This window comes from Methylorubrum sp. SL192 (genome assembly GCF_026672325.1).
Lineage (GTDB): Bacteria > Pseudomonadota > Alphaproteobacteria > Rhizobiales > Beijerinckiaceae > Methylobacterium > Methylobacterium extorquens.
The window spans coordinates 2,048,870-2,073,714 of the sequence record NZ_JAPPQV010000003.1 but is presented as its reverse complement, the minus strand read 5'-3'; the positions used below and the strand labels follow the sequence as shown (position 1 = coordinate 2,073,714).

Here is a 24,845-nt window from a genome sequence, read left to right as displayed (position 1 = left end):
GCCTCGCCGATCAGGTCGAATGGCGAGACCCTTACCACAGCAAGACGTGCGGATAATACGCCAGCGAATCGCCGGGGCTCACACCGGTCGCGTCGTCGGGCAACTCCACGAGGCCGTCGCTTTCGGTGAGCGACGTCAGCACGCCCGCCCCGTCGCGCGGGAATTTTTGCGCTTCCAGGTCGCCCTCGCCGCTGCGGACGAGACTGACGCGGACGAATTCGCGGCGGCCCGCCTTCTTGCGGTAGCTGAAGCCCGCCCGTACCGGCCAGGATAGGGGCGGCTCGTAGCGTGCGCCGCCGAGCCGGGCGAGCAGGGGCCGCACCACGAAGAGCAGCGTGATGTAGACCGCGACCGGATTGCCCGGCAACCCGACGAAGGGCGTCCCGGCAACCAGCCCCACCGCGACCGGACGGCCGGGCTTGATCGCCAGCCGCCAGAGCATCAGCCGGCCCTGGGCATCGACGGCGGTCTTCACATGGTCCTCCTCGCCGGTCGAGACGCCGCCGGAGGTGAGGATCAGGTCGTGGTCCCGCGCCGCCTCGGCGAGGCGGGCCGGCAGGGTGACGGGATCGTCGCGCAGGATGCCGAGGTCGTCCACCGCGACGCCGAGCCGAGTCAGCAGGGTCACGAGCAGCACGCGGTTGGAATCGTGGATCGCGCCGGGGCGGAGCGGAGCGCCGGGCTCGGTCAGCTCGTCGCCGGTCGAGAACACGGCGACCCGCAGCCGGCGGCGCACGGCAATCTGCGCATGGCCGGTCGCGGCGGCCAGCGCCTGATCCTGCGGGCGCAGGCGCCGCCCGGCGGGGATCGCGAGCCCGCCCGCCGCCAGATCCTCGCCCGCCGGCCGTGCGTTGGCGCCGGGCTTCAGCCCCGCTGGCAGGACGACCCGGTCGCCCTCGCGGCGCACATCCTCCTGCATGAACACGGTGTCGGCGCCGGGCGGCATCGGCGCGCCGGTGAAGATGCGGATCGCGGTGCCCGAGGGCAGCTCTCCAGCCGCCGCGCCGGCCGCGAGCCGGCCGCTGACCGGCAGGACCGTCTCGGTCCCTGCCTCGAGGTCGGCGAAGCGCACGGCGTATCCGTCGACCGCGGCGTTGGCGAAGGGCGGCAGGTCGTGACCTGCAAAGACATCCTCGGCGGCGATCCGCCCGTCGGCGAGGCCGAGCGGTATGGTCTCCGTGCCGGCGACCACGGGGAAGCGTTCGGCGATCATCGCCACCGCGTCCTCGATCCGCATCGGCTTGCCCCCGAAGGCGAAGCAGTCGTCGGTGAGCTGTGCCATGGCTCAGAGTCTTTCCAGCCGGGCGAGCACGGTTTCAAGAGCCTCGGCGCGCGCGGTCACGAGATCGGCGATGGCCTCGACGTCGTCGAGCCCGACTACCGGCACCGCCGCCTGCGGGAAGGGAATGTCGCTGGCGATGCCGACGATGCGCGGGTCGTCTCCGTGCAGGGGCGGACGGCCGTTGGCCGCGCGGAACACTTCGAGCTTGGGATGCGCCTCGCGCTTGAAGCCCTCGACCAAAGCGAGACCGGTCGGCGTCAGCCGGCGCAGCAATTCGGGCAGGGTCGCCTCCGCGCCCTCTTGGACCTCGCGGATCTGCGCCCATCGCCGGGCGGAGGACACGATCACTTCGCTCGCCCCGGCCTGCCGGTGGACGAAGGAATCCTTGCCCGGATGATCGATGTCGAAGGCGTGGTGGGCGTGTTTGAGGGTCGCGACCCGCACCCCGCGGGCAACGAGCACGGGGATGAGGCGGGCGAGCAGCGTGGTCTTGCCCGCTCCGCTCCAACCCGCGAGGCCGATGACGCGCAGGTCGCTCACGATTCGCCTCCGCCGGGTTTGAACCCGAGTTCGTTCAGGGCTGCATCCGCCGCGCGTGTTCTGAGCAGCGCCAGGAAGGCGGCGAGCGCGGGCTTCTCGCGGTCCGCCTCGCGGTAGGCGAAGTCGTAATGCTCCTGTGCCAGCGGCAGGAAGCCGAGGCCGTAGGCCGTTGCGACACTCGCGATCGCGACACCCCAATCGGCCCGGCCCTGCGCCACCGCCGCCGCGACGGCGTTGTGCGAGCGCGGCTGGTTCCAGAAGCCGGCCGGCCGGGCCGCACCGATCAGGCCATCGATGAGGAGCCGGGTGCCGGAGCCGGCATTGCGGTTGACCATCACTGCGTCAGGGTCGGCGAGCGCCGCGTTCACCGCGTCGGCGGCGCTTCGGCCCTCGAAGCGGGCATCGTTCTTACGGAACACCACACCCTGGAGCCGGCGCCAGCCGAGGGCGAGTGTCATGCCGGGTTCGAGGAAGGGCGCGTTGTAGCGGCCGGTCTCGGGGTCGAGCAGGTGCATGGCGGCCAGATCGCATTCGCCCCGGCGCAGGGCCGCGAGCCCCCCGGCCGAGCCGACCCACACGGTGCGAGCGCGAAAGCCCCGCTCGGCCAGCAGCCCGACCACCCGGTCGAGCCCGATGCAGTGGCTGCCGATGATGGTGAGGTCCGGCGGCCGCACGCCGGCCCCGAGGCGCACCACCGAGACCGTCTCGCCCGCCTCGACGCCCGAGCGCGCGGCGGGCACGGCGAAGAAGCCGTCGGCCTGCGAGAAGGCGGTGACGGAGCCGGAGCCTTTCGGCAGCGGCAGGGCGACCAAGCCGTCCGCCGCCTGAGCGAGCGAGGCCATCACGAATTCGGTTCGGCCGAGTTCGGAGGTCAGCCGCTGCGGCAGGCGCGCCGACACCGCCTCCTCCTCCCGCGGCGGCAGGCCGGCGAGCGCGCGTACCAGCGGCACCACGAATTCGTGGAAGGTGAACATCGCCGAGGTCGGGAAGCCCGGTAGCACCACCACCGCCTTGCCCTCGGCGACGGCGAGGCAGAGCGGCTTGCCGGGTTTCAGCGCGACGCCGTGGACGAGGATGCCGGGCGGGCCCAGCCGCGACAGGATGCGGTGCGAGACATCGCCCGCGCCCTTCGAGGTGCCCCCGGAGAGCACGACGAGGTCGCTTTGGGTCAGCGCATCGCGCAAGGCACCATCGAGCGCCGCTTCGTCATCACGGACGATGCCGAGCGGCACGGGCTCGCCGCCGTTCTCGGCGACCGAGGCCGCGACGATGGCGCCGTTGGAATCGTAGATGGCGCCCGGTCGCAGTTCGCCGCCCGGCGCGACCAACTCGTCGCCCGTCGAGAGTACGGCAACGCGGGGGCGGCGCACCACCGCGATCTCGGCAAGCCCGCAGGCGGCGAGCATGCCGATCTCGCGGGCGGTCACCACTGCCCCCTTGCGCAGGACGGTTTCGCCCGAGGCCATGTCGGCGCCGGCATAGCCGACGAACTGCCCCGGCCGGACCGGGCCCGTCACGTCGATGGCGAGAGTGTCTTCGAAGAACTCGGTCTGCTCGACCATCACCACGGCGTCGGCCCCGCGCGGGATCATGCCGCCGGTGGCGATCGGTGTCGCGGTGCCGGCGGCGACCGAACCTGTCGGGGCGATGCCGCAGGCCAGGATCTCGCGGTTGAGGGCGAGCCGGCGGGGCCGCGCAGCGTTGGCGCCTTCGGTGTCGGCGGCGCGCAGCGCAAAGCCGTCCACCAAGGCGCGGTCGAAGGGGGGCACGTCGATCGGCGAGGCAATATCGCCGGCGAGCACCCGCCCGAGCGCTTGGGCCAGCGGAACGGTCTCCGGTGGAAGCGCCGCGTGGGGAAGTGCCGCGCGGAAGGCCGCGTGCGCGTCCTCGCGGCTCATCACCGTCAGGAACTGCTCCTGCCGGGCGGCCGCGGCGAGGCGCTGGGTAAAATCCGTCTCGCGATCCGCGCTCATAGCGGCACCACCTCGACCACACTGCCGACCGGGTAGCCCTCCCGCTCCGGCGGCACCAGCACGAATCCGTCCGCTTCGATCAACCGGCGCAGGGCGAGATCGGCTCCGCCGAGGGGGGCGATGTCCGGCCCCTGGACGCGAACGAAGACGATTTCGGCAAGCCCGACGGTCGAGGTGATCTTGCGCGAGATCGGTCCCATCCGCGGCGCCGGTTCGACGGCGCCGGTCAGTGCGGCGATCAGCGGTCTGCCGAGCGCCAGGATGACCGCGAGCGCCGCGTCGGGCCGGCCGGGCAGGAGCAGGACCGGGCATTCCCCGGCCTCGCCGATCCCCGCCGTCTCGCCGGGTCGCAGGGCGAGGCCGTGAGCAACCACACGTCCGGCTTGCGCCAGTCCCTCGGCGCTGCGATCGCTGCGCCCGAAACCGGTGCCGCCGAGGACGAACACCGCATCCGCCCCCTCGGCCGCGATGGCGCGGGCGATCCGTTCGGGTTCATCCGGCACGGTCACCGTTTCGGTGAGGCCGCCCGCCCGCGCGATCACGGCGCTGAGCGTCGGCGACAGGAGGTCCGGCGCCCCCGTCACCACGAGGCGAAGCCGGGCTTCGCGGATCGCGACTTCGATAAACCCCGCGGCCGCGAGGCCGAGAAGGTGGCGCGGCTCGATCCGCTCGCCCGCCGTCAGGAGAGCGTCACCTTCGGAAAAATCCTCGCCCACGGCGCGGGTGCCCTCGCCCGGACCGATTTCCGCCACGGCACTGCGGTGCTCCAACCCCTCGGCGGCCAGGATCGCGTCGGTGCCGGGCGGCAGGCGCTCGCCGGCTTCGACCCAGGCGGGGGCGCGTGGCAGCATCACCGGCGCGTAGGGTGAGGCACCGCCGATCTGCGCGGCTTCCACCGCGAAGCCGTCGCGCAGGGCGGTGAGCCCGGCCGGGATGTCATGGGGAACCGTGAGCGATGTCGCCGCGATGTGCCCGGCCGCTCGAACCAGCGGCACCGATCGCGGCGCGACCGGGTTCGCGCAACGCAGCAGCAGGGCGAGCGCGTCGGCGAGCGGTGTCAGGGCGGCGGAGGCTGCGCGCATCGTTCAAGCGTCCGCGCGCGCCGGCAATGCGGCGGGCTGAGCGGCAAGAATGCGTGAGGCTCCGTCCTGTCTCATCACCGCGAGCGATGCGCCATCGCCGGGCGCGGATCAAGGTTCGGCATCTCGCCCCTCCTGCGCCTGAGACACAAACCCTCACCTTCGGTGGGCGGACGGCATCCCGACCGGTCGCGTATGGTCCTCCGGGGAAACGGAGTTGGATAACGATGCCGATTCGGGCGACGCGGATTCTCGGTCTGATCGCGGCCCTCCTGCTCGCCTCGCCCGCGGTGGCGCAGATGCGCGGCCATGGCGGGCCGGTTCGTGCGCTTGCCGTGACGGGCGACGGCCGCCTTGCGGTCTCCGGTGGGTTCGATCAGGCGGCGATCGTCTGGGGTCTCGAAACCGGCGCGGCGTTGAGCGTCCTGCGCTTTCACGACGGCGCGGTGAACGCCGTGGCGGCTCTTCCCGATGGGCGCTTCGCCAGCGCCTCGGAGGATGGGCGCATCGCCCTGTGGCGGTTGGGACAGGCCGAGCCGGACTGCGTACTCGCGGGACATGCCGGCCCCATTGCCGGGCTCGCCGTCTCGCCCGACGGGACCATGCTGGCGTCCGCCGCCTGGGACGGCACCGCGCGGATCTGGCCGCTGGCGGGTGGGCCGGCGCGGATTCTCGAAGGACACAAGGGCAACGTCAATGCCGTCGCCTTCCTGCCGGACGGGCGTCCCGTCACGGCCGGCGCCGATGCGAGTGTGCGGATCTGGACGCCGCAAGGGGAGACGGTTCTGACCGCGACGCTGCCGAGCGCGCTCAGCGCGTTGGCCGTCACCACGGACGGCGAGATCGCAGCGGCGGGGGCGGATGCCACGGTGCGGTTCCTTGCGAGCGATGGGCAGGTGCGTTCAGAGGTCGAACTCGGCCCTGCCCCGGTGATCGCGCTGGCGCCCGCGCCCGACGGCACCCGGATCGCCGCGGCGAGCGCGGGCGGCACCGTCGCGATGATCGAGCGGGCGAGCGGAAAGATCCTGTTCACGCTGGTCGGGCCGGGCCTGCCGGTCTGGTCGGTGGCGTGGCGGCCGGATGGGAGCGAACTCGTCACCGGCGGCGGCGACCGCCTCGTGCGGCGCTGGAACGCGGCGACCGGCGAGCCGATCGGCCCTCTCGCCATGCCCCGGCCCGCGGACGCGCTCGCCGCGTTTCACGGCGAGCGGGGCGCGGAGGTGTTCCGCGCCTGCGTCGCCTGCCACACCTTGGCGCCCGACGACGCGCCCCGTGCCGGCCCGACGCTTGCCGGCCTGTTCGGCCGGCGCATCGCGACGGTTTCGGGCTACCGCTACTCGGAGGCTCTGAAGGGCATGGACATCGTCTGGACGCCGGAGACGGTCGCCCGCCTGTTCGAAGTCGGGCCGACACGCTTCACCCCCGGCACCCGGATGCCGGAGCAGACCATCAACAGCGCTGAGGACCGCGATGCGCTGATGCGCTTCCTCGCCAAGGCAACGGAGAGACAGCCGACGGGGACGCCGCCGACCGGGCCGAACTGAGCGGCGCCCGGTCGGGCCTTCGACGGATCAGCCGTGGCAGCTGCAGCCGGCGTGGTCGCAGCCGGCATGATCGGGATGACCTTCGGCGCACTCGTCGCAGCAGAAGGCCTTCTCGTCGCGCTTCACCGCCTTGGTGACCGAGACCACGCACACGCAGTCCGGGCAGGCACACTTCACCATATCGACGTCGACGCTCGCCATCGGGGTCATCCTTTTCGAGACGATTCTTTCCGCGCCTCGAAGCAGCGTGGCGCACAATCATCTTCCTGCGCGCGGATGCGGAGCGCAATCCATGCGCGCACGGGATCGGCGGATGTGGCGCCAATGTGTCAGGTGTCGCGGGCGGGTGCCCCGATCAGGCCGTGGTGTCGAGAAGCTGCGAGACCCGTGCCGCGAGTTCGGCGGAGGCGAACGGCTTTGTCATCACCGGCAGATCCTCGGGGATCTGCACGGCCTCCGCATGGCCCGTCAGCAGAAGGACCGGCACGCCGGAGAAACGCTCGCGGATCGCGGCGGCGAGCTCGACCCCGGTCATGCCGGGCATGGCGAGGTCGGCCACCACGAGATCGAAGCGCTCGCCCTTCTCCATCAAGTCCAACGCCGTGTGCCCGTCCGCGGCCTCGGTTTCGCTGTAGCCGAAATCGCTGAGGAAGGAGGCGGTGACGTGCCTCACCTCCTCGTCGTCGTCGACCACGAGGATGCGGGCCGGACTGGCCGCCGTCACCACCGCCGGGGTCGCCGGCTCTTCGATGCCCTGGGCGGCGCTCTCGGCGCGCGGGAGCGCGAGTTCGATCCGGGTGCCCTGACCGACTTCGCTGGTGATGCGTAGCCGCCCGCCCGCCTGCTGGGCGAGGCCGAACACCATGGCGAGGCCGAGGCCGGTGCCCTGCCCGACCGCCTTGGTGGTGAAGAACGGCTCGCAAACCCGTTCTAGAATTTCCGGCGGGATGCCCGTGCCCTCGTCGGCGACCGAGACGACCGCGTAGGTGCCGGGCTTGAGATCGGGATCGTCGGAAATCTCGGCGCGGCGGGTCGAGATGGTGACGGTGCCGCCGTCCGGCATCGCGTCGCGGGCGTTGATGCAGAGGTTGAGCACCGCGAGTTCGAGCTGGTCGGGATCGACCAGGGCGAAGGGCATGTCGGGCTCGAGATCCCGCACGACGCTCACATGGCTGCCGAGGCTGGAGCCGAACAGCGCGCTCATCCCCTCGATCAGCGCGTTCGGGTCCACGGGCCGCGCATGGGCATCGTTGGAGCGGCTGAAGCTCAGGAGCCGCTTGGTCAGCGCCGAGCCGCGTTGCGCGGCGCCGGTGGCGTTGTCCACGAGGCGCTTGACCCGGGGCTGGTCGGCGATCTTGGGGCCGACGAGTTCGAGGCTGCCGAGGATCGCGGTGAGCAGGTTGTTGAAGTCGTGGGCGATGCCGCCGGCCAGCGTGCCGAGCGCCTGCATCTTGTCGGATTGGCGCAGCCGCGCCTCCAGGCTCTTCTGCTCGGTCACGTCCCGCTCGATCGTGGCGAGATGCGTGACCTCGCCGGCGCCGCCGCGGATCGGCACCCGGATGACGTGCGACCAGCGCTCGGCGCCGAGCGCGCCGCGGGCGATCACCGTCGAGCCCGCTTCCCCGGCCGCGACCGCACGGCGGTCGGCGGCCTCTGCCTCGTGGGCCTGGGGCGTATCGGCGATCTCGACCTCGGTGCGGCCGAGGCAGGCCTTGACTGTGCCGCCGACGAGGCTCGCCTTGCGCGCGTTCAGGCGCACGAAGCGTCCCGAGGCGTCCTTGAAGGAGATCGCCTCCTCGGCGTGATCCAGAAGGCCGCGTAGCAGGGCCCGCTCGGTGGCGAGATCGCGGCCGAGGCGGTGGCGTTCATAGGCGTTGCGCACCGTGGCGCGCAGCAGCGTCGGGTCCCAGGGCTTGGCGACGTAGCCGATGATGCCGCCGCGATTGAGCGCCGCGATCACCGCGGAGATGTCGGCGTAGCCGGTGAGCAGGATGGCCTGCGCCTCGTGGAAACTGCGCGCCTCGGCCAGCAGCGCGTCGCCGGTCATGCCGGGCATGCGCTGGTCGGAGACGACGACCGCGATGTCCGGGTCGGCGCGGAGGATGTCGAGCGCCTCTTCGGGCTTGGCCGAGGTGAGCACCCGGTACTCGTCCTCGAACAGGTCCTCCAGAGCGATCAGGATGTCCGGCTCGTCATCGACGGCCAGAATCGTGCCTTTGCTCATACCGGTGCCGGTTGCCTCGGAATTCCGATGACGAAGCTCGCGCCGCCGCCCGGCGCCGTCTCGACGATCAGCGAGCCGCTATGCGCCTGAACGACGCTGTAGGCAATCGCCAAGCCGAGTCCGGTGCCCGATCCGACCGGCTTCGTCGTGAAGAAAGGCTCGAAGATCTTTTCGCGTAATTCTTCGGGAATACCGGGCCCGGTGTCGCTGATGCGGATCATGTCGGTCTCGGCATCCGAATAGGTCGCCACCGTGATCGTCCCGTCGCCGTGGATTGCATCCGCTGCATTGCCGAGGATGTTCATGACGACCTGATTCAACAGGGCGGGCGTGCAGGAAATCTCGGCCCGTCCCGAGAAGTCGCGGGTCACCGTGATTCGGGTGCCGAGCTTATGCTGGATCAGCGCCAGTACCGTCTCGATCGCTTCCGGCACGTTGACGAGGCCGCGCTCGCCCTCGTCGAGCCGCGAGAACTTCCGCAGATTGAGAACGAGATCCTGGATTCGGGTCAGGCCGAGACGCATCGAGCCAACTCGGTCGCGCGCCTTCATCAGCGCCCGCTGCCCCTCCGGCGCGTCGGGCGGCGGCAAATCACCGAGCAGGCCTTCCACCGTGCCCTGGTGGGCGAGGATGAAGGCGAGCGGGTTGTTGATCTCGTGCGCGATGCCGGCGACCAGCTCGCCGAGCGAGGCCATCTTCGCCGCCTGGACCAGCTTGGCCTGCGCCTCCGTCAGCTTGCGGTTGGCGTCCTCCAGATCCCGGTTGGCCTGTCCGAGGGCGTCGGCGAGGGCGGCGCGGGCGGCGGCCGCCTCGGCCTCGGCGCGGGCGCGTTCCACCGCCCGCTCGCGGTCGCCGAACTCGCCGGAGATGCGGCGGTTGTCCTCTTCAAGCAGGCGGCGGCGGACGAGGCCGCGCACCCGCATCGCCAGGACCTCGCCGTCGGCCTTCGAGACCACGTCGTCGGCGCCCGCGGCGAAGGCGGCGACCAGAAGGCTCTTGTCCGGCTTGTCGCCGGCCATGCCGACGAGGGGGAAGGCGTTGCCGCCGCCCTCCGGCGCCTTCATGCGGCGCTCGGCGATCTCGGTGCAGAGCGCGATGCCGTCATAGGCGCTGCCGACGAGGTCGAGGGTCACGCAGTCGAACCCGGCGCCGGGCTCGTCGAGGGCGGCAAGCGCCCCCGAGCGGTCGGCCGCGGCGACGACGGTGTGGCCTTCCTGGGTCAGCAGGCCGGTGAAGAAGGCGCGGTAGGTGGCGCTGCCATCGACGATCAGCACCCGGCCGCGGCGGAACGCGGCGCCGGACGGCCCCTCCGTCGCGGAGCTCTTGCGCTCGCGCAGGAGGGCGCGGATGCGCAGCACCAGCAGGTCGCGATCGGCCGATTTCTCGACATAGGCGTCGGCGCCGCTCTCGAAGCCGTGGCGCTCGCCGTTGCGGGCGCTGGTGAGCATCACCACCGGCAGCGCCCGTGTGCGCAGCGACAGCCGCATCTGCCGGGTGAACTCGTCGCCGTTCATGCCGGGAAGGTGGTGGTCGGCGACGACGAGATCGGGAAGGTCGGTGTTGAGCAGATCGAGCGCGGCCTCGGCGGTGGCGCAGCGCTGCACCGAAAAGCCCTGGCCTTCGAGCTGGAGCCGCAATTCGAGCGCCTGGGTCTCCGAATCCTCGACCAGCAGCAGGCGGTGGCCGGGTGGGGCGGACGACGCGGCGGCGGGCGATGCGCTCGCGGTCATGCTGGCTTCCTCTGCGCGAGCCGCACGAGATGGGGCGCCACTTGATCGACGGGGAGCACGCGGGACGCCGCGTTGAGGCGCACCGCCGCCGCGGGCATGCCGTAGACGACGGCGCTGCTCTCGTGTTCGGCCACCGTGGCGGCGCCGGCCTTGCGCATATCGAGAAGGCCCTGCGCCCCGTCCTCGCCCATGCCGGTGAGCAGCACGCCGATGCCCTGCGCGCCGGCCTGCCGGGCGACGGAGCGGAACAGCACGGTCGCGGCCGGGCGCTGGCCGCCGACGGGGGCGCCGTCGCTTACCCGCAGCGTGCCGTTCGTTCCGAGTTCGAGATGACGATCGCCGGGGGCGACGTAGACATGGCCGGCCTGCATCGTCTGACCGTCCCGCGCCACCCCGACGGCGAGCGGCACGACGCCGTCGAGCCAACTCGCAAAGCCGTCCATGAAGGCGGCGCCCATGTGCTGAACCAGCAGGATCGGGAGCGGGAAATCCGCCGACAGGCCGCCGATCACCTTGGCGAGCGCCGGCGGGCCGCCGGTCGAGGCAGCCACGGCCAGTACGTTCGGTGCGGCCTCCGACTCCGAGGGGACGCCCAGTTCGGGCATGGGAGCGGTCTTGCGCGCGTTCCACTCCGCCCCGATCGGACGGCGGCGGATGACCGGGACCGCGGCCATGATGCGCAACTGCGTACAGATCTGGCCTGCGACCGCCTCGTAGCCGTCATTGGTCGTAGCCACCGGCTTCTCGACCACAGAGAGCGCGCCGGCCCGGAGTGCGTTCATCGAGATCTTGAGCGAGGAATCCTCGACCGAATCGGCGATCACCACGATCGGCGTCGGCCGGCTCGCCATGATCCGTCGGGTCGTCTCCAGCCCGTCGATACCGGGCAGGCGGATATCCATGGAGATGACGTCCGGGCGCACGGTCTCGATCGCCGCGAGCGCCGCCTCGCCGGATTCCACCGCGCCGGCCAGTTCCAGCCGCGGATCACGGGCGATGATGTGGGTGAGGAGAATTCGCACCACGAGCGAATCCTCGACAACCAGCACGCGCACGCGCGGATTCGCAGCCCCTCTGTTCACAGCAACTGACCGATGGTGTCCAAAAGTTCGCGCTGATCGAATTTCTGCTTGGTGAGGTAGGCGTCGGCGCCGAGTTCCAATCCCCGGGCGACGTCTTCCTCGTCGCCGCGCGACGTCATCAGCACGATGGGCAGACGCGCGAAATCTTCCTCGGCCCGCAAAGCCTCGACGAGGCCGAAACCGGTGAGGCGCGGCATCTCGACGTCGGCGACCACGAGATCGACCGGCTCGATGCGCGCGCGCAGACGGTCGAGCGCCTCCTGCCCGTCGACGCAGACGATCACGCGGTAGCCCGCCGCTTCCAAGATGCTCTTCTCCAAAGTGCGGGTGGTGATCGAGTCGTCCACGACAAGAATCGTCGAACGTCGCGTTTCCGGGATCGTTCCGCTGCCGTCCCCAAGTCCTTTGGACGGGGACCGGGCGGCGCGCGGGCCGGCGCGGCCGAGTCGGTCGATGAGTCCGTCGGGATCGAGGACGAGCGCGGGCGTATCGGTGCCGAGGATCACCGTGCCGGTGACGAGGGCGGGATCGCTGCCGATCGGCGGCGCGGGCAGGACGAGGAGTGTGCGCACCTCCTCCAGGCGATCGACCGCGAGCAGGCAGCGCCCCCGCGTGCCGCGCAGACGCACGATCGGGATCGTCGCGCTCTCCGGACGGGCGATGCCGAGGCCGAGCAGATCGCCGAGTTCGGCGAGCGGCAGCGTCAGGGTCTCGCCGCCCTCCCCCGCCACCTGCGCCACCGGCCGGCCCCCCACCGTGGACAGGGCCGAGGCATCGAGCCGCGAGAGCGCTTCCGCGGCACCGCTCGGCAGGGCGAAGCGGGTGCCACCGGCCGTGACGATCAGAACCGGCCGCCGCGCGGCCGAGAGCGGCAGGGTGAGGATCAGCGACGTGCCGTGCGGATGACGGCGGACGAGCTGCACCTGTCCGTGCAGGGAGCGGGCGACCTCGGCCACCACCGACAGGCCCATGCCGCGGCCCGACAGGGCATCGACCGCCCCGGCGGTGGAGAAGCCCGGCTCGAACGGCAGCGCGAGCAGCCCATCCGGATCGAGCCTTTCGCCCGGCGCGATCAACCCGCGGGCGCGACCCGTCGTCTCGATCGCCGCGAGGTCGGGCCCACGGCCATCGTCGTGAATGCCGAGGACGAGGCGGCCGCCCTGCGCCTCGACGGTGAGCCCGATCGAAAGGGAGGCGGGCTTGCCCTGGCGCTGCCGGCTCTCAGGACTCTCCGCCCCGTGGCTCAGCGCGTTGCGCAGGGCATGCAGCACTGGATCCTTGAGCGCCTGAAGCATCGCCCGATCGACCGGCAGGTCGAGACCGCGCGTCGTGACCTCGACCTCCTGTCCCTCGGAGCGGGCCATGTCGCGCACCGCGCGGGCAAGGCCACCGAACACCGTCTCGGCCGGCACCAGCGCGAGGCGCTCGGTTTCCTCGCGCAGGCGGCGCGCGGCGGTCTCGACGGACAGGATGACGGTCTTGTGCCCCTGCGCGAGGTCGGAGGCTTCGCGCGACAAGGCGGCCAGTCCGGTCTCGATCTCGGCGAGCGCCCGGCGCAAAGCCGCAACCTCCGTCTCTTCGGCCCCGCCGGGGACCGTATCCGGAACGCGGCGGGCGGCCTCCGTGCGGCGGCGCAGGGCCCCCGCATTCGCCGAGAGCCGCACGATGCGCTCGGCGACGGCCCCCTGCCCCGGCAGCGCGGCCCAGAGCCCGTAGCTCGCCCGCGTCAGGGCTTCGACGGCCGAGGCCGGCACGCGAAGAACGGCCTGTGAAGGCTCGGCGGCCGGTTCGGTCGTGGCAGCCGGAGCGGGCGTTGGCGCGGGTGTCGGTGCGACCGGCGGCGAATCCGACTCGGGCCGAGCCGGCTCCGAAGCGGCGGACTTGGGGTCGAGGCAGGCATTCAGCGCGGCCAGCGCATCCTCGGGCATGCTCGCCTGCCCTGTCGCCGTTGCGGCGACGTAGGCCTCGATTCGGTCGAGGGCGAGATGGGTCGCGGCCCGCGCCGTGCGGTCGAGCGGGCGCTGTCCGGCGCTGATGCGCTCGAACAGAGCTTCGAGCTGGTGCGAGACCGCCTCCACGGGAGGCAGGTCGACGGCGCGGGCGGCGCCCTTCAGGCTGTGGGCGCGACGGAACACGTCGTGCCAATCGACCGGCCCCTCCGCCGCGAGGGCGGCGCGGATCGCGTCGAGATGCTCGCGGTGCTCGATCTCGAAGGCGGCGAGAAGCTGCTGGCGGATGTCCATGCGGCGGGACGCTCGGCCGGACCGTTAAAGCCGGTAGCGCTCGGCCAGAGCCATCAGCCCCTGTGCCAGCTCGGTCAGGTTGGCCGAGGCGGTTTCGACCTCGCGGGTGCCGGCGGCCGTCTGCTGGCTCGCCTGCCGGATGTTCTGCAACGCGCCCATCACCTGCTCGATGCCGAGCTGCTGCTGGTTGGTCGAGGCCACGATCTGCTGGAAGGTCTGCACGCCTTCCTCCACCCGCGCCGCCATCTCCTCGATGGTGCGGACCGTCGAATCGGTGCGGTTCTTGCCGGCGGCGGCGCGTTTGACCGCCTCCTCGGTGAGCATGACCGAGGCGTTGATGCCGCGCTGGATCTCCCCGAGGATGCCGCGCACCTGCGCGGTCGCGCCCTTCGCTTGGTCGGCCAGCAGCTTCATCTCGGAGGCGACGATGGCGAAGCTGCGCCCGCTCTCGCCCGCCGCCGCCGCCTCGATGGCGGCGTTGAGGGCGAGCAGGTGGGTGCGCTCCGAGATGTCGTTCACCGTGACGATAATCTCGCCGATGGCCTGCGTCTTCTCGCTGAGGGCGACGATGTTGCCGGCGACCGCCTCGCCCTGCTCACGGATCGAATCCATCGCCTTGGCGGTGTCGGTGGCGGCGCGCAGGCCCGAACGCGCGGTCTGCGCCGCGGCCTGGGCGGTGGCGATAACTTCGGTGGCGCGCTTCGAGATCTGCGCCCCCGAATGGGTGATCTCGTCCACGGTCGCCGCGGTTTCCTGGACGGCGGCGAACTGCTCCTCGACGCTGGCCGCCTGCTCCTGGGCGGAGGCGCGGATCTCGGCCGCCGCGGCGTTGAGGTCGGCGGTGGCGGCGCGGTTGGTCCGGGCAAGGTCGGACAATCCGGCCACCATCCGGTTCAGCGTGTCGCCGAGCCGCCCGATCTCGTCGTTGCCGGAGCGGTTCAGACGCCCCGTGAGGTCGCCGTCACCGATCTGCGCGACGAAGCGCATCACGTCCTCCAGCGGGCGGACCACTGCGCGACTGATCAGCACCGTCACCAGGATGGAGAGCAGGATCGAGGCAGCGACTGTGATCGCGACGGAGATCACGCTGTTGCGATAGATGTCGCTGACGCTGCGCTGGCCGGCACTGATGACGCCGTCGAGGGCGGTGCGGGCGTTGGAGATGCTGCGCAGCAAGCCATCGTGCAGCCGGTTGACGTCCTCGTTTTTCGCCTCGACCGTAGCGATGTCGCGGGCATCCACCGCGCGGAGCTGCTGCTCGCTGGCATTGCGGACTTGGCGGAACGCCTCGCTCGTCTCGGTGAAGACGGCTCCGAGGCGGCTCCACGCCACGACGCGATCCGCGGAGAGCGCGGCGGATTGGTACTCCTTCACCTCGCCGGTGATGGTGTTGAGGAGCCGTTCCAGCTCCGCCACATTCTGGCGCCAGCTTCCCAGGAAATCGTCCGAGCGGCCCGAGGTCGGCGCGGTGTTTCCCTGTGCCTGCGTCAGAACGGCGATCACGGCGTTGCGGCGCACCAGACCCATATTGCGCGCGACGTTGCCGAGGTCGTCGAGCTGACGAAGCACGCCGACGTCGCGCGTCACGATGAGGTCGGTCATGTCGCGCACGCTGCCGATCTGGCGCAGCGCGTAGGCCCCCAGAAGCGCCACGATCAGGCTCGCCGCCACGAAGCCGAGGAGGATGCGTTTTCCGATCGAGATCGACACGGGCGACATGACTCCGGCAGGCGGCGCGGGGAGAGGGTTCGGGTTCTCGGGGCCGCCCCCCATCGCGGACGGCTCCAAGCTTGTGTTTTGACGCGCGCCCCACCGAAGCGGCGTCCGGTTCGGCGTTAAGAGCGCTCGCGACGATCAGGTCGTGAAGCGGGCGAGCAGGGCCGGGATATCGATGAGGGAGAAGTCCTCGGGGATTCTGCCCGTCCTGTCTGAGCCGGGCGGTGCATAGCCCGAAAGCGGCCCACGTCCCAGACTTTCCGACTCCAGGGTCGGCCGAGCCAGCGTGGTTTCGATTTGCGCGATGCCGAGGACGCGATCGACGGCGAGCGCGACCGGCGGCTCCTGCGCGCGCAGGCGCACCACGTGTCCGCCTTCATCGGTCTCCGCGCGGTCGAGCCCAAGGCAGGCGGCGAGGTCGAGGACACTGACGATCACCCCCGACACCGCGGTGATGCCTCGGAGCGCCGGCGGCGCACCCGGCAGCGCGGTGCAGGGCCGCTCGGGCGTGACGCCCGCGACCGCGGTGAGCGGCAGGCCGTAGCGCTCCGCCCCGCAGGCGCAGACGAGATAGGGCGCGGTCTCGATCGTCCGCTCCTGCCCCATCGTTCGGGCAGCGAGCGCTGCGGCGCGGGCATCGAGCAACGCGGCGGCGCGCGCTTCGGCATCGGCCCCGGCGGTCACTCCGATCTTCATGCGTCTCGGCCCGTGATTCCGGCCAGGGCACGGCGTGCGCTCTCGGCCAAGCGTGCGGCGCTCACTCCGTCTCCCTCCGGCAGGATCGTTTCGGGCGGCAGTCCTTGCGCGAGGCGCAGGGCGTTGTCGAGGGCGCGGGCGGCCTCGCCCCGGCGTCCGACGCGAGCGAGCAGCAAACCGAGCTGGAAATGGGCCATGACGAAGCCGCGGTCGAGGAACAGTGCCCCCCGCAGGGCCCGCTCGGCTTCACGCTCCCGCCCGAGATCGAGGGCGAGCAGGCCTTCGTAGTAACGCAAGGGCGAATCGGTGGCGTAGCCGTCGATCTCTTCGTGCAATCGGCGCCAGGCCCGCGCGGTCTCGCCCGCATCGGCCAGCACGCGAATCTCGGCCAGGAGATCGCCCGGCGACAGCGGATGCGCGATCGCGGGCGGCGCCGGTCTCGGGATCGGCACCGGCAGGGCCGGCGCCGCGGCGGCGGGAGCGGGAGCGGGTTCCGGCGGCGGCGCGACCAGGATCGGCGCCAGATCCGGAAGCGCGGACACGAGCACAGGGGGCGGCGGGGGCACCGGCGTGTCGATCGGGCGGTAGGCGACCGTTCCCGGCAAGGCCACGGGCTGCAGCCATTGCGAGAAGGTCGGATTGGGCTCGGCATGCCCGATCAGGAGCCAGCCCTGCGGGTTGAGCCGCTCGCCGAGCGCCCGCACGATGCGGGTGACATGGTCGGTGCTGAAATAGATCAGGACGTTGCGGCACAGGATCAGGTCGAAGCCCCCCTGTGTCCGGTCGCTCCCGTCGATCAGGGTCAGGAGGTTCTGCCGCTCGAAGCGGACCATGCGGCGAAACGCCGGCCGCAAGGCGTAGCCGCCATGCGGCAAGCCCGGCCGGGCGGGGGTGCGGCGAAACCAGCGTGCGCGCTCCTCCGTGTCCAGGGTGCGCAGAGCCCAGGGGCCGAACTCCGCCTCGCGTGCGACGGCGAGCGCCCCGGCGCTGAGATCGGTGCCGAGGATCGTCACGGACCAGTCGGCAAGGGCTTCGCCGAGAAGGTCGTGCACGAGGATGGCGAGGGAATAGGGCTCGGCCCCCGTGGAGCAGCCGGCACTCCAGATCCGCAGACGGCGGATCTCGCCGCGCGCCTCGATCAATTCCGGAAGAATCGTCTTGCGCAGGGCCGCGAATTGCTCGGCGTAGCGAAAGAAGAAGGTCTCGCCGATGGTAATCTCGGCTTCAAGTGCAGCCCATTCTTCCCGGCCGGCCGCGCCGTCGAGCAGGGAAGAGTAGGCGGCGCAGTCGGCGACCCCACGACTGCGCATCCGCTTGCGCAGACGGTCGTAGAGCAGGTCGTCCTTGTCTTCGTAATAGTTGTGCCCGGTCCGGGCGATCACCCGATCCTTCAGAGCCGGGAATCCGGGATCCACCGTCGCGCTCGCGACGCGTCGGGACCGCTCGACGGGGGCCGTCACGACCTTTGTCCTCAGACGGCTCGCGCCCCCTCGGGCTCGAACCGGGCGAGCCGCGTCGTCGCCTGCCGGGTCAGCGCGTCGAGACGGGTCCGCTCTTCGAGGGTCAGGATGCGGTCGAGGGCGAGGAGGTGCACGAGTTTGTCGCCCATCGCGAATTCGCCGACGACGCAGCCGTTGAGGCTGCGGGCGGATTCGACCGGCCGCAGAGATTCCTCCTCGACCTGAACGAGATCGAGCGCCCGATCGACGAGAAAGGCGATGCCGCCGCCGCGGGCCAGCAAGACGTGCCGGTAGGGATCACGACCGCCGCCCGCGTCGCGAAGCGCGAACAGGGCGGCGAGATCGATGACGGGCACCGGCTCGCCCGCCAGATTGAGAAAACCCGCGAGCGGACCGCCCGCGGCCGGCGGCGCGTGCAGGCGCGGCAGCGGGAGGATCTCGCGGATCTCGGCCTGCGGCAACGCACAGGTCGTCCCGGCGATGTCGAGCAGTAGGGTGGGCAAACGCGCCATCGCATGTCCTTGGGGCGGTTCGCCGCCGGAGCGGATGACGGAACCGCTCGTCACCTCGTTCATGCGGTTGACGCTCGCCGAACGCAAAGGTTTCACGAACGACCGGTCCGGCCGTTCGTTCCTGCGGCGAGCGCCGTATCAGGCGACCTTCTGGCGCGAACGCGACTTCGTCGCCGGCTCGGGCGCGGGGGCCTCTTCCTCGATTCGACCACCCGGCCGGCCGAGACCGATCGACTTCGCGAGGGCGGAGCGCTGCGCGGCGTAGTTCGGCGCAACCATCGGATAGTCGTTCGGCAGGCCGTAGCGCTGGCGATACGAGTACGGATCGAGGCCGTGGGTGCCGAGATGGCGCTTCAGCGTCTTGTACGGCTTGCCGTCGATGAAGCTGATGATCGCATCCGGCGTGACCGACTTGCGGACCTGCCCGGAGGACGGCTTCTCGATCACTTCCTCGGCGGGAGCGGCCACGGCCTCAGGGCTGCTGAGGGTCGTCAGCGCCGTATGAACGCTGATGATCAGGCCCGGAAGCTCGGAAGCGGGGACTGAGTTGTTCGACACATAAGACGAGACGATGTCGCTCGCCAGTTCGACGAAATCGTTGAACGATTTCTGGTTTTCTTCTGTCATTCTGCTTGTCCGTTCCGTAGGCCCCCGGGCGCCAAAATCATACGTGATGCGCACCGATGCAAGAGAAGAATTCAAAAAACTACGCCAGGCTTGTGGGTATTAAGGACGGCACACTCAAGTCCAGCGTTGCCATTGAAGCGTAGAACGTTAAATGGAAGGCGGGCTCGCACGGTCCCGTGGTGTGTCATAGCTCAACTTTTCCGGCCCCGACCCGGAGCGTTACGGCAGCCGGAACGTCCTATAAGCGACGGACGGATCGAGAGTTTCGGCGCGACGTCCGCACTACGCACAACGGAGCGGAAGGACGATGCCGCACCGCACTCGCACCCCCGGCCAACCCGCGAGACGCGGGACGGGAAACGAGTGACGCGTCGGCGCCTTAAGCACTCATATTCTTCGCTATACAACCTATGCGAGACGATCCGTCGCGCCGTCATCAAGCCTCGATTTGTATCGCGAAGTCCATTGAAGTCAGCGGTTTCAGGCGGGGGATGCCGTTCTTGTGAACATGGCGGTCGCTGCTCTCTTCGCCCGCCGGCCTCTGTTGACGGCGGCGCGTCCATGCTACGGGTCAAGCACAATGAAGTCCGCTCGTCCCATAGCGCTCTGGCTGGCGGCGGTGATCGTCATGATCGCCGCGGCGCTGATGCCGTCCGGCGCCCGCGCGCACAGTGCCCATGGTCAAGACGTGCGTGAGCAAGGCGTGCACGATCACGTCGCTCAGGCGCCTGACCTCGCGATGGCCGGATCGGACCTCCGGCTCGCCGCTCCGGCATTGATCGTTCGAGCGGACGCGATACCGGTGATCGAGCAATCCCGGATGGCCTGCGCCTGCCCGGCTTGCGCGGCCGGCGGTGTTTGCGGCCATGCGCCGTCGTCCTGCTGCGCCACCGGGCTCGCCCCGTCACCGGTTCCGGATCTTCCGCCGGCCGGCGCGCAGGCCTGTGCCCCTACGCGCGATGGACCGCGTCTGTCGGGCATCGTGCCCGAGGCGCAGATCGAACCCCCCGAACCCTCGTCTGACACTCGATCCCCACCCGGTACGCTCCGTGCCGGGTGATGTCGTTGCTCATCCGGCGAAGGTTTCGTTCCCCATGACCATCCGTCTCGCGGCGGCGCTTCGGGCGCTGGCTGTCTCGCTCGCGCTTGCTGCCGCATCGGCAGCGGGCAGCGTCGCCCTGGCCCATGAGGGTCACAGCCACGGCGTCGAGGCGCCGGCCCTCCCCGCACAGACCACACCGCGGGCCGAAGCGGCCTCGGCCACCTTCGAACTCGTGGCGGTGGCGTCCGGCGACCGGATACGATTCTATCTCGATCGCTTCACCAGCAACGAGCCGGTGAACGGCGCCGAAATCACAATCGAGACGCCAGACGGCCCGGCCGAAACGCGGGCCGTCGGCGACGGCGTCTACGAGATCGCGGCCCCGTGGCTCGCCCGCGGTCAGCGATACGATCTGCTCGCCACCGTGACCGCCGGCGGTACGACGGACGTGCTGGCCCTCGATCTGCAGCTGCCGGAGCCGGCGGCGGCAGCGATGCCGGTCCAGGCCGAGGCGTCGGCGTGGCTCGCCAATCTCCGCCGTCATCTCACCCATCAGGGGCCGATCGGTGCGGCCGCGGGCGGATTCCTGCTCGGGCTCGCCGTCATCATGCTGGTGCGCTCGCGCCGGGCCCTCCCCGCCTTCGCGGTTCTCGCCCTGACCCTGACGCTGCTCCTCGGCACCGCCGCCCTCGCCCATGAGGGACATGATCACCAGAAAAATGGGCCCGGCGAAGGCGAGGCCGCTTCGGTCCAGGGTGCGGCGCTCACCGCGCCCACGGCCGTGTCCGTCGAGCGCGCCCGGCGCCTGCCGGGCGGCGCGGTGTTCGTCCCGAAATCGACGCAGCGCCTGCTCGCTTTGCGCACCGGCGTCACCGGCATCGCCGACCATCGCCGCACCGTCGAATTGCCGGGGCGCGTCATCGCCGATCCCAATGCCAGCGGCGTGGTGCAATCGTCGGTCGGCGGCCGCCTCGCCCCCCCGCCCGGCGGCTTCCCGAATCTCGGCACGCGGGTCCGCAAGGGTGAGGTGCTCGCCACCGTCACGCCGCCGGTCCAGGCGGTCGATCTCTCCGACATGCGCCAGACCCAAGGCGATCTCGACCAGCAGATCGCCATCACCACCCGCAAGGTCGCCCGCTACGAGCGCCTCGCCACGACCGGCGCGGTGGCGCAGACGGCTCTGGAGGACGCCCGCGCCGAGCTCACCGGCTTGAAGGACCGCCGCGCCGCCCTCGACACGATTCGCCGCGCGCCCGAAGAGCTGATCGCCCCGGTGGACGGCCTGGTCGCCGAGCGGGCGGCGGTGGCCGGTCAGATGGCGGCGGCGGGCACAATGGTGTTCCGCATCGTCGATCCGGACAAGCTCTACGTCGAGGCGCTGAGCTTCGTCGGCCTGGAGCCCGGCGCCGCCGCGACCGCACGGCTGCCCGACGGGCGCACGCTGGCGCTGGCATCCCGCGGCGCCGGCCTCGCCGACCGCAACCAAGCGGTGCCGGTGCAGTTCGCGATCACCGGAAACGCTGAGGGTGTCCGGCTTGGTCAGTTCGTGACCGTGATGGCGCCGACTGGCGAGACCATCGGCGGATTGGCCGTGCCCCGGGCGGGGATCGTCCGCACCGAGAGCGGCGCGGTGGTCTACGAGCACGTCTCCGCCGAGCGGTTCGAGCCGCGGCCCGTGCGGGTCGAGCCGCTGGATGCCGAGCAGGTGATCCTGGCCGGCGGCCTCGGCGCCGGCCGGCGCGTCGTGGTGCAGGGCGCCGAACTGCTCGATCAGGTCCGCTAGAGCATCGTCCCGGATACAGAATTCGGGACGATGCTCTAGCCTGTTGTTTTGCATCAACTTTTTCCGAAAGCCGGCAACCACCTTTCGGGATGATGCTCTGGGGACGCCTCGCCATGTTCGCCCTTCTCGTCCGCGGCGCCCTGCTCAACCGGGTGCTGGTCCTGGCGCTCTGTCTCGGCCTGGTGCTGGCCGGCGGCCTCGCGCTCACGCGCCTGCCCGTCGATGTGCTGCCCGATCTCAACCGTCCCACTGTCACGGTGATGACGGAGGCCGAGGGCTACGCCCCGCCGGAGGTGGAGCAACTCGTCACCTATCCGATCGAGACGCGGATGAACGGCCTGCCCGGCGTCACCCGTGTTCGCTCGGTGTCGAGTGCCGGGCTCTCCATCGTCACCGTCGAATTCGGCTGGGACACCGACCTCTACCGCGACCGCCAGTTCGTGGCCGAACGCCTCGCCCTGGTGCGCTCCGAGCTGCCGGCGGGCGTCGTCCCACAGATGGGCCCGGTCGCCTCGATCATGGGCGGCATCCTGCTCGTTGCCGTCACGAGCGAGACGTCGAGCCCGATGGAGGTCCGCGAGACGGCCGACTTCATCCTGCGCCCGCGCCTGCTGTCGATTCCCGGCGTCGCGCAGGTGATCCCCATCGGCGGCGAGGTGCGCCAGTTCCGCGTCAGCCCCAATCCGGCGGCGATGCGGGCGCTCGGCGTCAGCAACGAGGCCCTCGTCACCGCTTTGTCCGGCTTCGGTACCAATGCCGGCGGCGGGTTTGCCGACGCCAACGCCCGCGAGATCCTGATTCGCAATATCGGCCGCACCCTGAGCCTGGAGGACCTACGCAACCTCGTGATCCCGACCGGCCCGCAGGGTGCGACCGCGGCGGCCGACCTGCCCGGCACCGGCAACCCGGCGATCGAGGGCCGGGTCTATCTGCGCCAGATCGCCGAGGTCGCGTTCGCGGCGCGGCCCAAGCGCGGCGATGGTGGTTATCGCGGCGAACCGGCGGTGATCCTCTCGGTCGAGAAGCAGCCCGGTATCGATACAGTGCGCCTGACGCGTGACGTCGAGGCGGCGCTGAAGGAGGTCGCGCCCACCCTGCCGAAGGGCATGGATGCTCAGAAAATCCTGTTCCGGCAGGCGGACTTCATCGAAACCTCGCTCGCCAATGTCGAGCGGGTGCTGATGGAGGCGGTCGCTGTGGTGGCCGTGGTGCTGTTCGCCTTCCTGATGAACGCGCGCACGACGCTGATCTCGCTCACCGCGATTCCGGTCTCGATCCTGGCCACGGCCCTGGTGTTCTGGGCGCTCGGCTTCTCGATCAACACCATGACGCTGGGTGGACTCGCCATCGCCATCGGCGAACTGGTCGACGACGCCGTGGTCGATGTCGAGAACATCTTCCGCCGGCTGCGCGAGAACCGGGCCGAGGGCTCGCCCCGCAGCGTGTTTGACGTGGTGGTGGCCGCCTCCAGCGAGGTGCGTTCCGGCATCGTCTATGCCACCGCGATCATCGTGCTCGTCTTCGTGCCGCTGTTCGCGCTCTCCGGCATCGAGGGCCGGCTCTTCGCCCCGCTCGGCCAAGCCTATATCGTCGCGATACTGGCGAGCCTGCTCGTCTCCGTGACCCTGACGCCGGTTCTCGCCTCCTGGCTGCTGCCGGGCATGAAGAGTCTGACCGAGCGCGAACCGCTCCTGGTGCGGCGGCTCAAGGCCGGCAACGCGGCGCTGCTCAAGGTCGCGCTGGCTCATCCGCGGGTGCTGATGGCCGGCATCGCCCTCTGCGTCGTCGCGGCGGGTATCGCGGCCGCGCATTTGCCGCGCGCCTTCCTGCCGACCTTCAACGAGGGTTCGCTCACCATCAACGTGACGTTCCGCCCCGGCATCTCGCTCGCCGCGAGCAGCCGCGTCGGCGCCATCGCCGAACGGCTGGTGCTCGACGTGCCGGAAGTCGCCACCGTCGGGCGCCGCACCGGCCGCGCCGAACTCGACGAGCACGCGGAAGGCGTCCACTCCTCCGATCTCGAAGTGCGGCTGAAGGCCAGCCGCCCCCGCGAGGCGGTGATTGCCGAGATCCGCGAGCGGCTCGCGGTTCTGCCGGTGACGGTCAATGTCGGCCAGCCGATCTCGCACCGGCTCGACCATATGCTCTCGGGCGTGCGCGCCGAGATCGCTCTGAAGCTGTTCGGCGACGACCTCGACAGCCTGCGCGCCGCGGCCGAGGGCGTCCGCGAGCGGATTGCAGCGTCGGTGCCCGGCGTCACCGATCTTCAGGTCGAGCGGCAGGTGCGCATCCCGCAGCTCGACATCCGGGTCGATTACGGCCGCGCCGCGCTCTACGGCGTCTCGCCCTCGACTGTGGTCGAGACCATCGCCCGGCTCGCCAACGGTCGCACCCTCTCGACCATCGCCGACGGGCCGCGCCGCTTCGACGTCACCCTGCGCCTGCCCGAGGCCCGGCGCAGCCCGCAGGCGCTGGGCGACCTCCTGATCGAGACGCCGTCGGGCTGGGTGCCGGCCCGCGAGATCGCTGATATCCGCGAGACCGACGGGCCGAACCAGATCCTGCGCGAGAACGGCCGGCGGCGCATCGTGGTGCAGGCCAATTCCGATGGCCGCACCGATATGGCGGCCATCATCGCCGGCATCCGCCGCGTGCTCGACGAGACGCGGCTGCCCGAGGGCGTGAGCGCCCGGCTGGAGGGCAGCTACGAGGCGCAAGGCGAGGCCGCGCGCACCATCGGCGGGCTCAGCCTCGTGTCGCTGGCCCTCGTCTTCGCCCTGCTGCACGGGCGCTACCGCTCGGTGCCGCTGGTCCTGATCGTCATGGGCAACGTGCCGCTGGCGCTGATCGGCAGCGTTCTGGCGCTCTGGATCGCTGACCTGCCGCTGTCGGTCGCCTCGATGATCGGCTTCGTCACGCTCACCGGCATCGTCGCCCGCAACGGCATCCTCAAGATCAGCCACATGCTGAACCTCGCCCGCGACGAAGGGCTGGCCCTCGGCCCTGCCCTCGTCACCCGGGCGAGCCTGGAGCGGATGACGCCGGTGCTGATGACGGCTTTGTCGGCCGGCATCGCCCTGGTGCCGCTGCTGATCGACGGCACGGCGCCGGGTAAGGAGATCCTGCACCCCGTCGCCGTGACGATCTTCGGCGGCCTGATGAGCGCGACCCTGCTCGACGCCGTGCTCACCCCTGTCCTCGTCCTGAGGTTCGGGCGGGGCGCCTTCGCCCGGCTTCATGCCCCGGCCGGAGCCGACGCGCTGCACGCACCCGTGCGTGAAGCCTTTTGAACCAACCGCATTCAAGGAGACG

General features: G+C 70.8%; 18 protein-coding genes. 3 read left to right on the top strand and 15 right to left on the bottom strand.

From position 1 onward, the window contains the following. Window positions 1–31: 31 nt before the first annotated feature. Genes OVA30_RS10440 through OVA30_RS10425 form a run of 4 tightly spaced genes read right to left on the bottom strand, consistent with a single transcriptional unit; the run spans window position 32 to window position 4,877 of the window. On the bottom strand, window positions 32–1,282 hold the full coding sequence (locus tag OVA30_RS10440; protein ID WP_268175394.1) for a molybdopterin molybdotransferase MoeA: 1,251 nt from the start codon (window positions 1,280–1,282) through the stop codon (window positions 32–34). 3 nt (window positions 1,283–1,285) lie between these two features. Then, window positions 1,286–1,822, bottom strand: a complete 537-nt coding sequence (mobB, locus tag OVA30_RS10435; RefSeq protein WP_268175393.1) for a molybdopterin-guanine dinucleotide biosynthesis protein B — start codon at window positions 1,820–1,822, stop codon at window positions 1,286–1,288. After that, window positions 1,819–3,795 carry a molybdopterin biosynthesis protein gene (locus OVA30_RS10430; RefSeq protein WP_268175392.1) on the bottom strand — a complete coding sequence of 659 codons (1,977 nt, stop codon included), beginning with the start codon at window positions 3,793–3,795 and terminating at the stop codon, window positions 1,819–1,821. Before OVA30_RS10430 ends, mobB begins: the two co-directional genes overlap by 4 nt. Further along, window positions 3,792–4,877, bottom strand: coding sequence for a molybdopterin-binding protein (locus OVA30_RS10425; protein WP_268175391.1), 1,086 nt, complete (start codon window positions 4,875–4,877; stop codon window positions 3,792–3,794). Before OVA30_RS10425 ends, OVA30_RS10430 begins: the two co-directional genes overlap by 4 nt. Window positions 4,878–5,101: 224 nt before the next feature. Between OVA30_RS10425 and OVA30_RS10420 the strand changes: the two genes are divergently transcribed. After that, on the top strand, window positions 5,102–6,418 hold the full coding sequence (locus tag OVA30_RS10420) for a c-type cytochrome (RefSeq protein ID WP_268175390.1): 1,317 nt from the start codon (window positions 5,102–5,104) through the stop codon (window positions 6,416–6,418). A 27-nt stretch (window positions 6,419–6,445) separates the two neighbouring features. Here the strand turns inward: OVA30_RS10420 and OVA30_RS10415 are convergent, their stop codons facing one another. The 11 genes from OVA30_RS10415 to OVA30_RS10365 form a co-directional block, all read right to left on the bottom strand. Next, complete coding sequence (locus tag OVA30_RS10415; protein ID WP_003606929.1) at window positions 6,446–6,619, bottom strand: metallothionein; 174 nt, start codon at window positions 6,617–6,619, stop codon at window positions 6,446–6,448. A 154-nt stretch (window positions 6,620–6,773) separates the two neighbouring features. Continuing rightward, complete coding sequence (locus OVA30_RS10410; RefSeq protein ID WP_268175389.1) at window positions 6,774–8,642, bottom strand: response regulator; 1,869 nt, start codon at window positions 8,640–8,642, stop codon at window positions 6,774–6,776. Beyond that, a complete protein-coding gene (locus OVA30_RS10405; RefSeq protein ID WP_268175388.1) occupies window positions 8,639–10,372 on the bottom strand; it encodes a response regulator in 1,734 nt (577 codons plus the stop codon). The genes OVA30_RS10410 and OVA30_RS10405 overlap by 4 nt, the downstream gene beginning before the upstream one ends. After that, window positions 10,369–11,427 carry a chemotaxis-specific protein-glutamate methyltransferase CheB gene (cheB, locus tag OVA30_RS10400; protein ID WP_015823145.1) on the bottom strand — a complete coding sequence of 353 codons (1,059 nt, stop codon included), beginning with the start codon at window positions 11,425–11,427 and terminating at the stop codon, window positions 10,369–10,371. The genes OVA30_RS10405 and cheB overlap by 4 nt, the downstream gene beginning before the upstream one ends. A gap of 23 nt (window positions 11,428–11,450) precedes the next feature. Beyond that, a complete protein-coding gene (locus tag OVA30_RS10395; protein WP_268175387.1) occupies window positions 11,451–13,697 on the bottom strand; it encodes a hybrid sensor histidine kinase/response regulator in 2,247 nt (748 codons plus the stop codon). Window positions 13,698–13,721: 24 nt separating this feature from the next. Continuing rightward, entirely contained in the window at window positions 13,722–15,470 is a 1,749-nt protein-coding gene (locus tag OVA30_RS10390; protein ID WP_015823143.1) for a methyl-accepting chemotaxis protein, read from the bottom strand. Between the two features lie 81 nt (window positions 15,471–15,551). Continuing rightward, entirely contained in the window at window positions 15,552–16,109 is a 558-nt protein-coding gene (locus tag OVA30_RS10385; RefSeq protein ID WP_268175386.1) for a chemotaxis protein CheW, read from the bottom strand. Continuing rightward, window positions 16,106–17,569, bottom strand: coding sequence for a CheR family methyltransferase (locus tag OVA30_RS10380; RefSeq protein ID WP_268175385.1), 1,464 nt, complete (start codon window positions 17,567–17,569; stop codon window positions 16,106–16,108). Before OVA30_RS10380 ends, OVA30_RS10385 begins: the two co-directional genes overlap by 4 nt. Before the next feature lie 11 nt (window positions 17,570–17,580). Next, complete coding sequence (locus OVA30_RS10375) at window positions 17,581–18,081, bottom strand: chemotaxis protein CheW (protein ID WP_268175384.1); 501 nt, start codon at window positions 18,079–18,081, stop codon at window positions 17,581–17,583. Between the two features lie 138 nt (window positions 18,082–18,219). Next, complete coding sequence (locus OVA30_RS10370) at window positions 18,220–18,708, bottom strand: MucR family transcriptional regulator (protein WP_003600250.1); 489 nt, start codon at window positions 18,706–18,708, stop codon at window positions 18,220–18,222. 571 nt (window positions 18,709–19,279) lie between these two features. Further along, window positions 19,280–19,576: a hypothetical protein gene (locus OVA30_RS10365; protein WP_268175383.1), complete on the bottom strand. Its 297-nt coding sequence runs from the start codon at window positions 19,574–19,576 to the stop codon at window positions 19,280–19,282. Between the two features lie 226 nt (window positions 19,577–19,802). Here OVA30_RS10365 and OVA30_RS10360 point away from each other — a divergent pair, with 226 nt between their 5' ends. Next, window positions 19,803–21,533: an efflux RND transporter periplasmic adaptor subunit gene (locus OVA30_RS10360; RefSeq protein ID WP_268175382.1), complete on the top strand. Its 1,731-nt coding sequence runs from the start codon at window positions 19,803–19,805 to the stop codon at window positions 21,531–21,533. 113 nt (window positions 21,534–21,646) lie between these two features. Further along, a complete protein-coding gene (locus OVA30_RS10355; RefSeq protein ID WP_268175381.1) occupies window positions 21,647–24,823 on the top strand; it encodes an efflux RND transporter permease subunit in 3,177 nt (1,058 codons plus the stop codon). The last annotated feature ends 22 nt before the right edge of the window (window positions 24,824–24,845 follow it).

Excerpts from the sequence above, each read along its gene's own strand:
- OVA30_RS10440 (WP_268175394.1), bottom strand. The coding sequence starts at position 1,282 with ATGGCACAGCTCACCGACGACTGCTTCGCCTTCGGGGGCAAGCCGATG.
- OVA30_RS10430 (WP_268175392.1), bottom strand. The coding sequence starts at position 3,795 with ATGAGCGCGGATCGCGAGACGGATTTTACCCAGCGCCTCGCCGCGGCC.
- OVA30_RS10425 (WP_268175391.1), bottom strand. The coding sequence starts at position 4,877 with ATGCGCGCAGCCTCCGCCGCCCTGACACCGCTCGCCGACGCGCTCGCC.
- OVA30_RS10420 (WP_268175390.1), top strand. The coding sequence starts at position 5,102 with ATGCCGATTCGGGCGACGCGGATTCTCGGTCTGATCGCGGCCCTCCTG.
- OVA30_RS10415 (WP_003606929.1), bottom strand. The coding sequence starts at position 6,619 with ATGGCGAGCGTCGACGTCGATATGGTGAAGTGTGCCTGCCCGGACTGC.
- OVA30_RS10410 (WP_268175389.1), bottom strand. The coding sequence starts at position 8,642 with ATGAGCAAAGGCACGATTCTGGCCGTCGATGACGAGCCGGACATCCTG.
- OVA30_RS10405 (WP_268175388.1), bottom strand. The coding sequence starts at position 10,372 with ATGACCGCGAGCGCATCGCCCGCCGCCGCGTCGTCCGCCCCACCCGGC.
- OVA30_RS10395 (WP_268175387.1), bottom strand. The coding sequence starts at position 13,697 with ATGGACATCCGCCAGCAGCTTCTCGCCGCCTTCGAGATCGAGCACCGC.
- OVA30_RS10390 (WP_015823143.1), bottom strand. The coding sequence starts at position 15,470 with ATGGGGGGCGGCCCCGAGAACCCGAACCCTCTCCCCGCGCCGCCTGCC.
- OVA30_RS10385 (WP_268175386.1), bottom strand. The coding sequence starts at position 16,109 with ATGAAGATCGGAGTGACCGCCGGGGCCGATGCCGAAGCGCGCGCCGCC.
- OVA30_RS10375 (WP_268175384.1), bottom strand. The coding sequence starts at position 18,081 with ATGGCGCGTTTGCCCACCCTACTGCTCGACATCGCCGGGACGACCTGT.
- OVA30_RS10370 (WP_003600250.1), bottom strand. The coding sequence starts at position 18,708 with ATGACAGAAGAAAACCAGAAATCGTTCAACGATTTCGTCGAACTGGCG.
- OVA30_RS10365 (WP_268175383.1), bottom strand. The coding sequence starts at position 19,576 with ATGGCCGCAAACACCGCCGGCCGCGCAAGCCGGGCAGGCGCAGGCCAT.
- OVA30_RS10360 (WP_268175382.1), top strand. The coding sequence starts at position 19,803 with ATGACCATCCGTCTCGCGGCGGCGCTTCGGGCGCTGGCTGTCTCGCTC.
- OVA30_RS10355 (WP_268175381.1), top strand. The coding sequence starts at position 21,647 with ATGTTCGCCCTTCTCGTCCGCGGCGCCCTGCTCAACCGGGTGCTGGTC.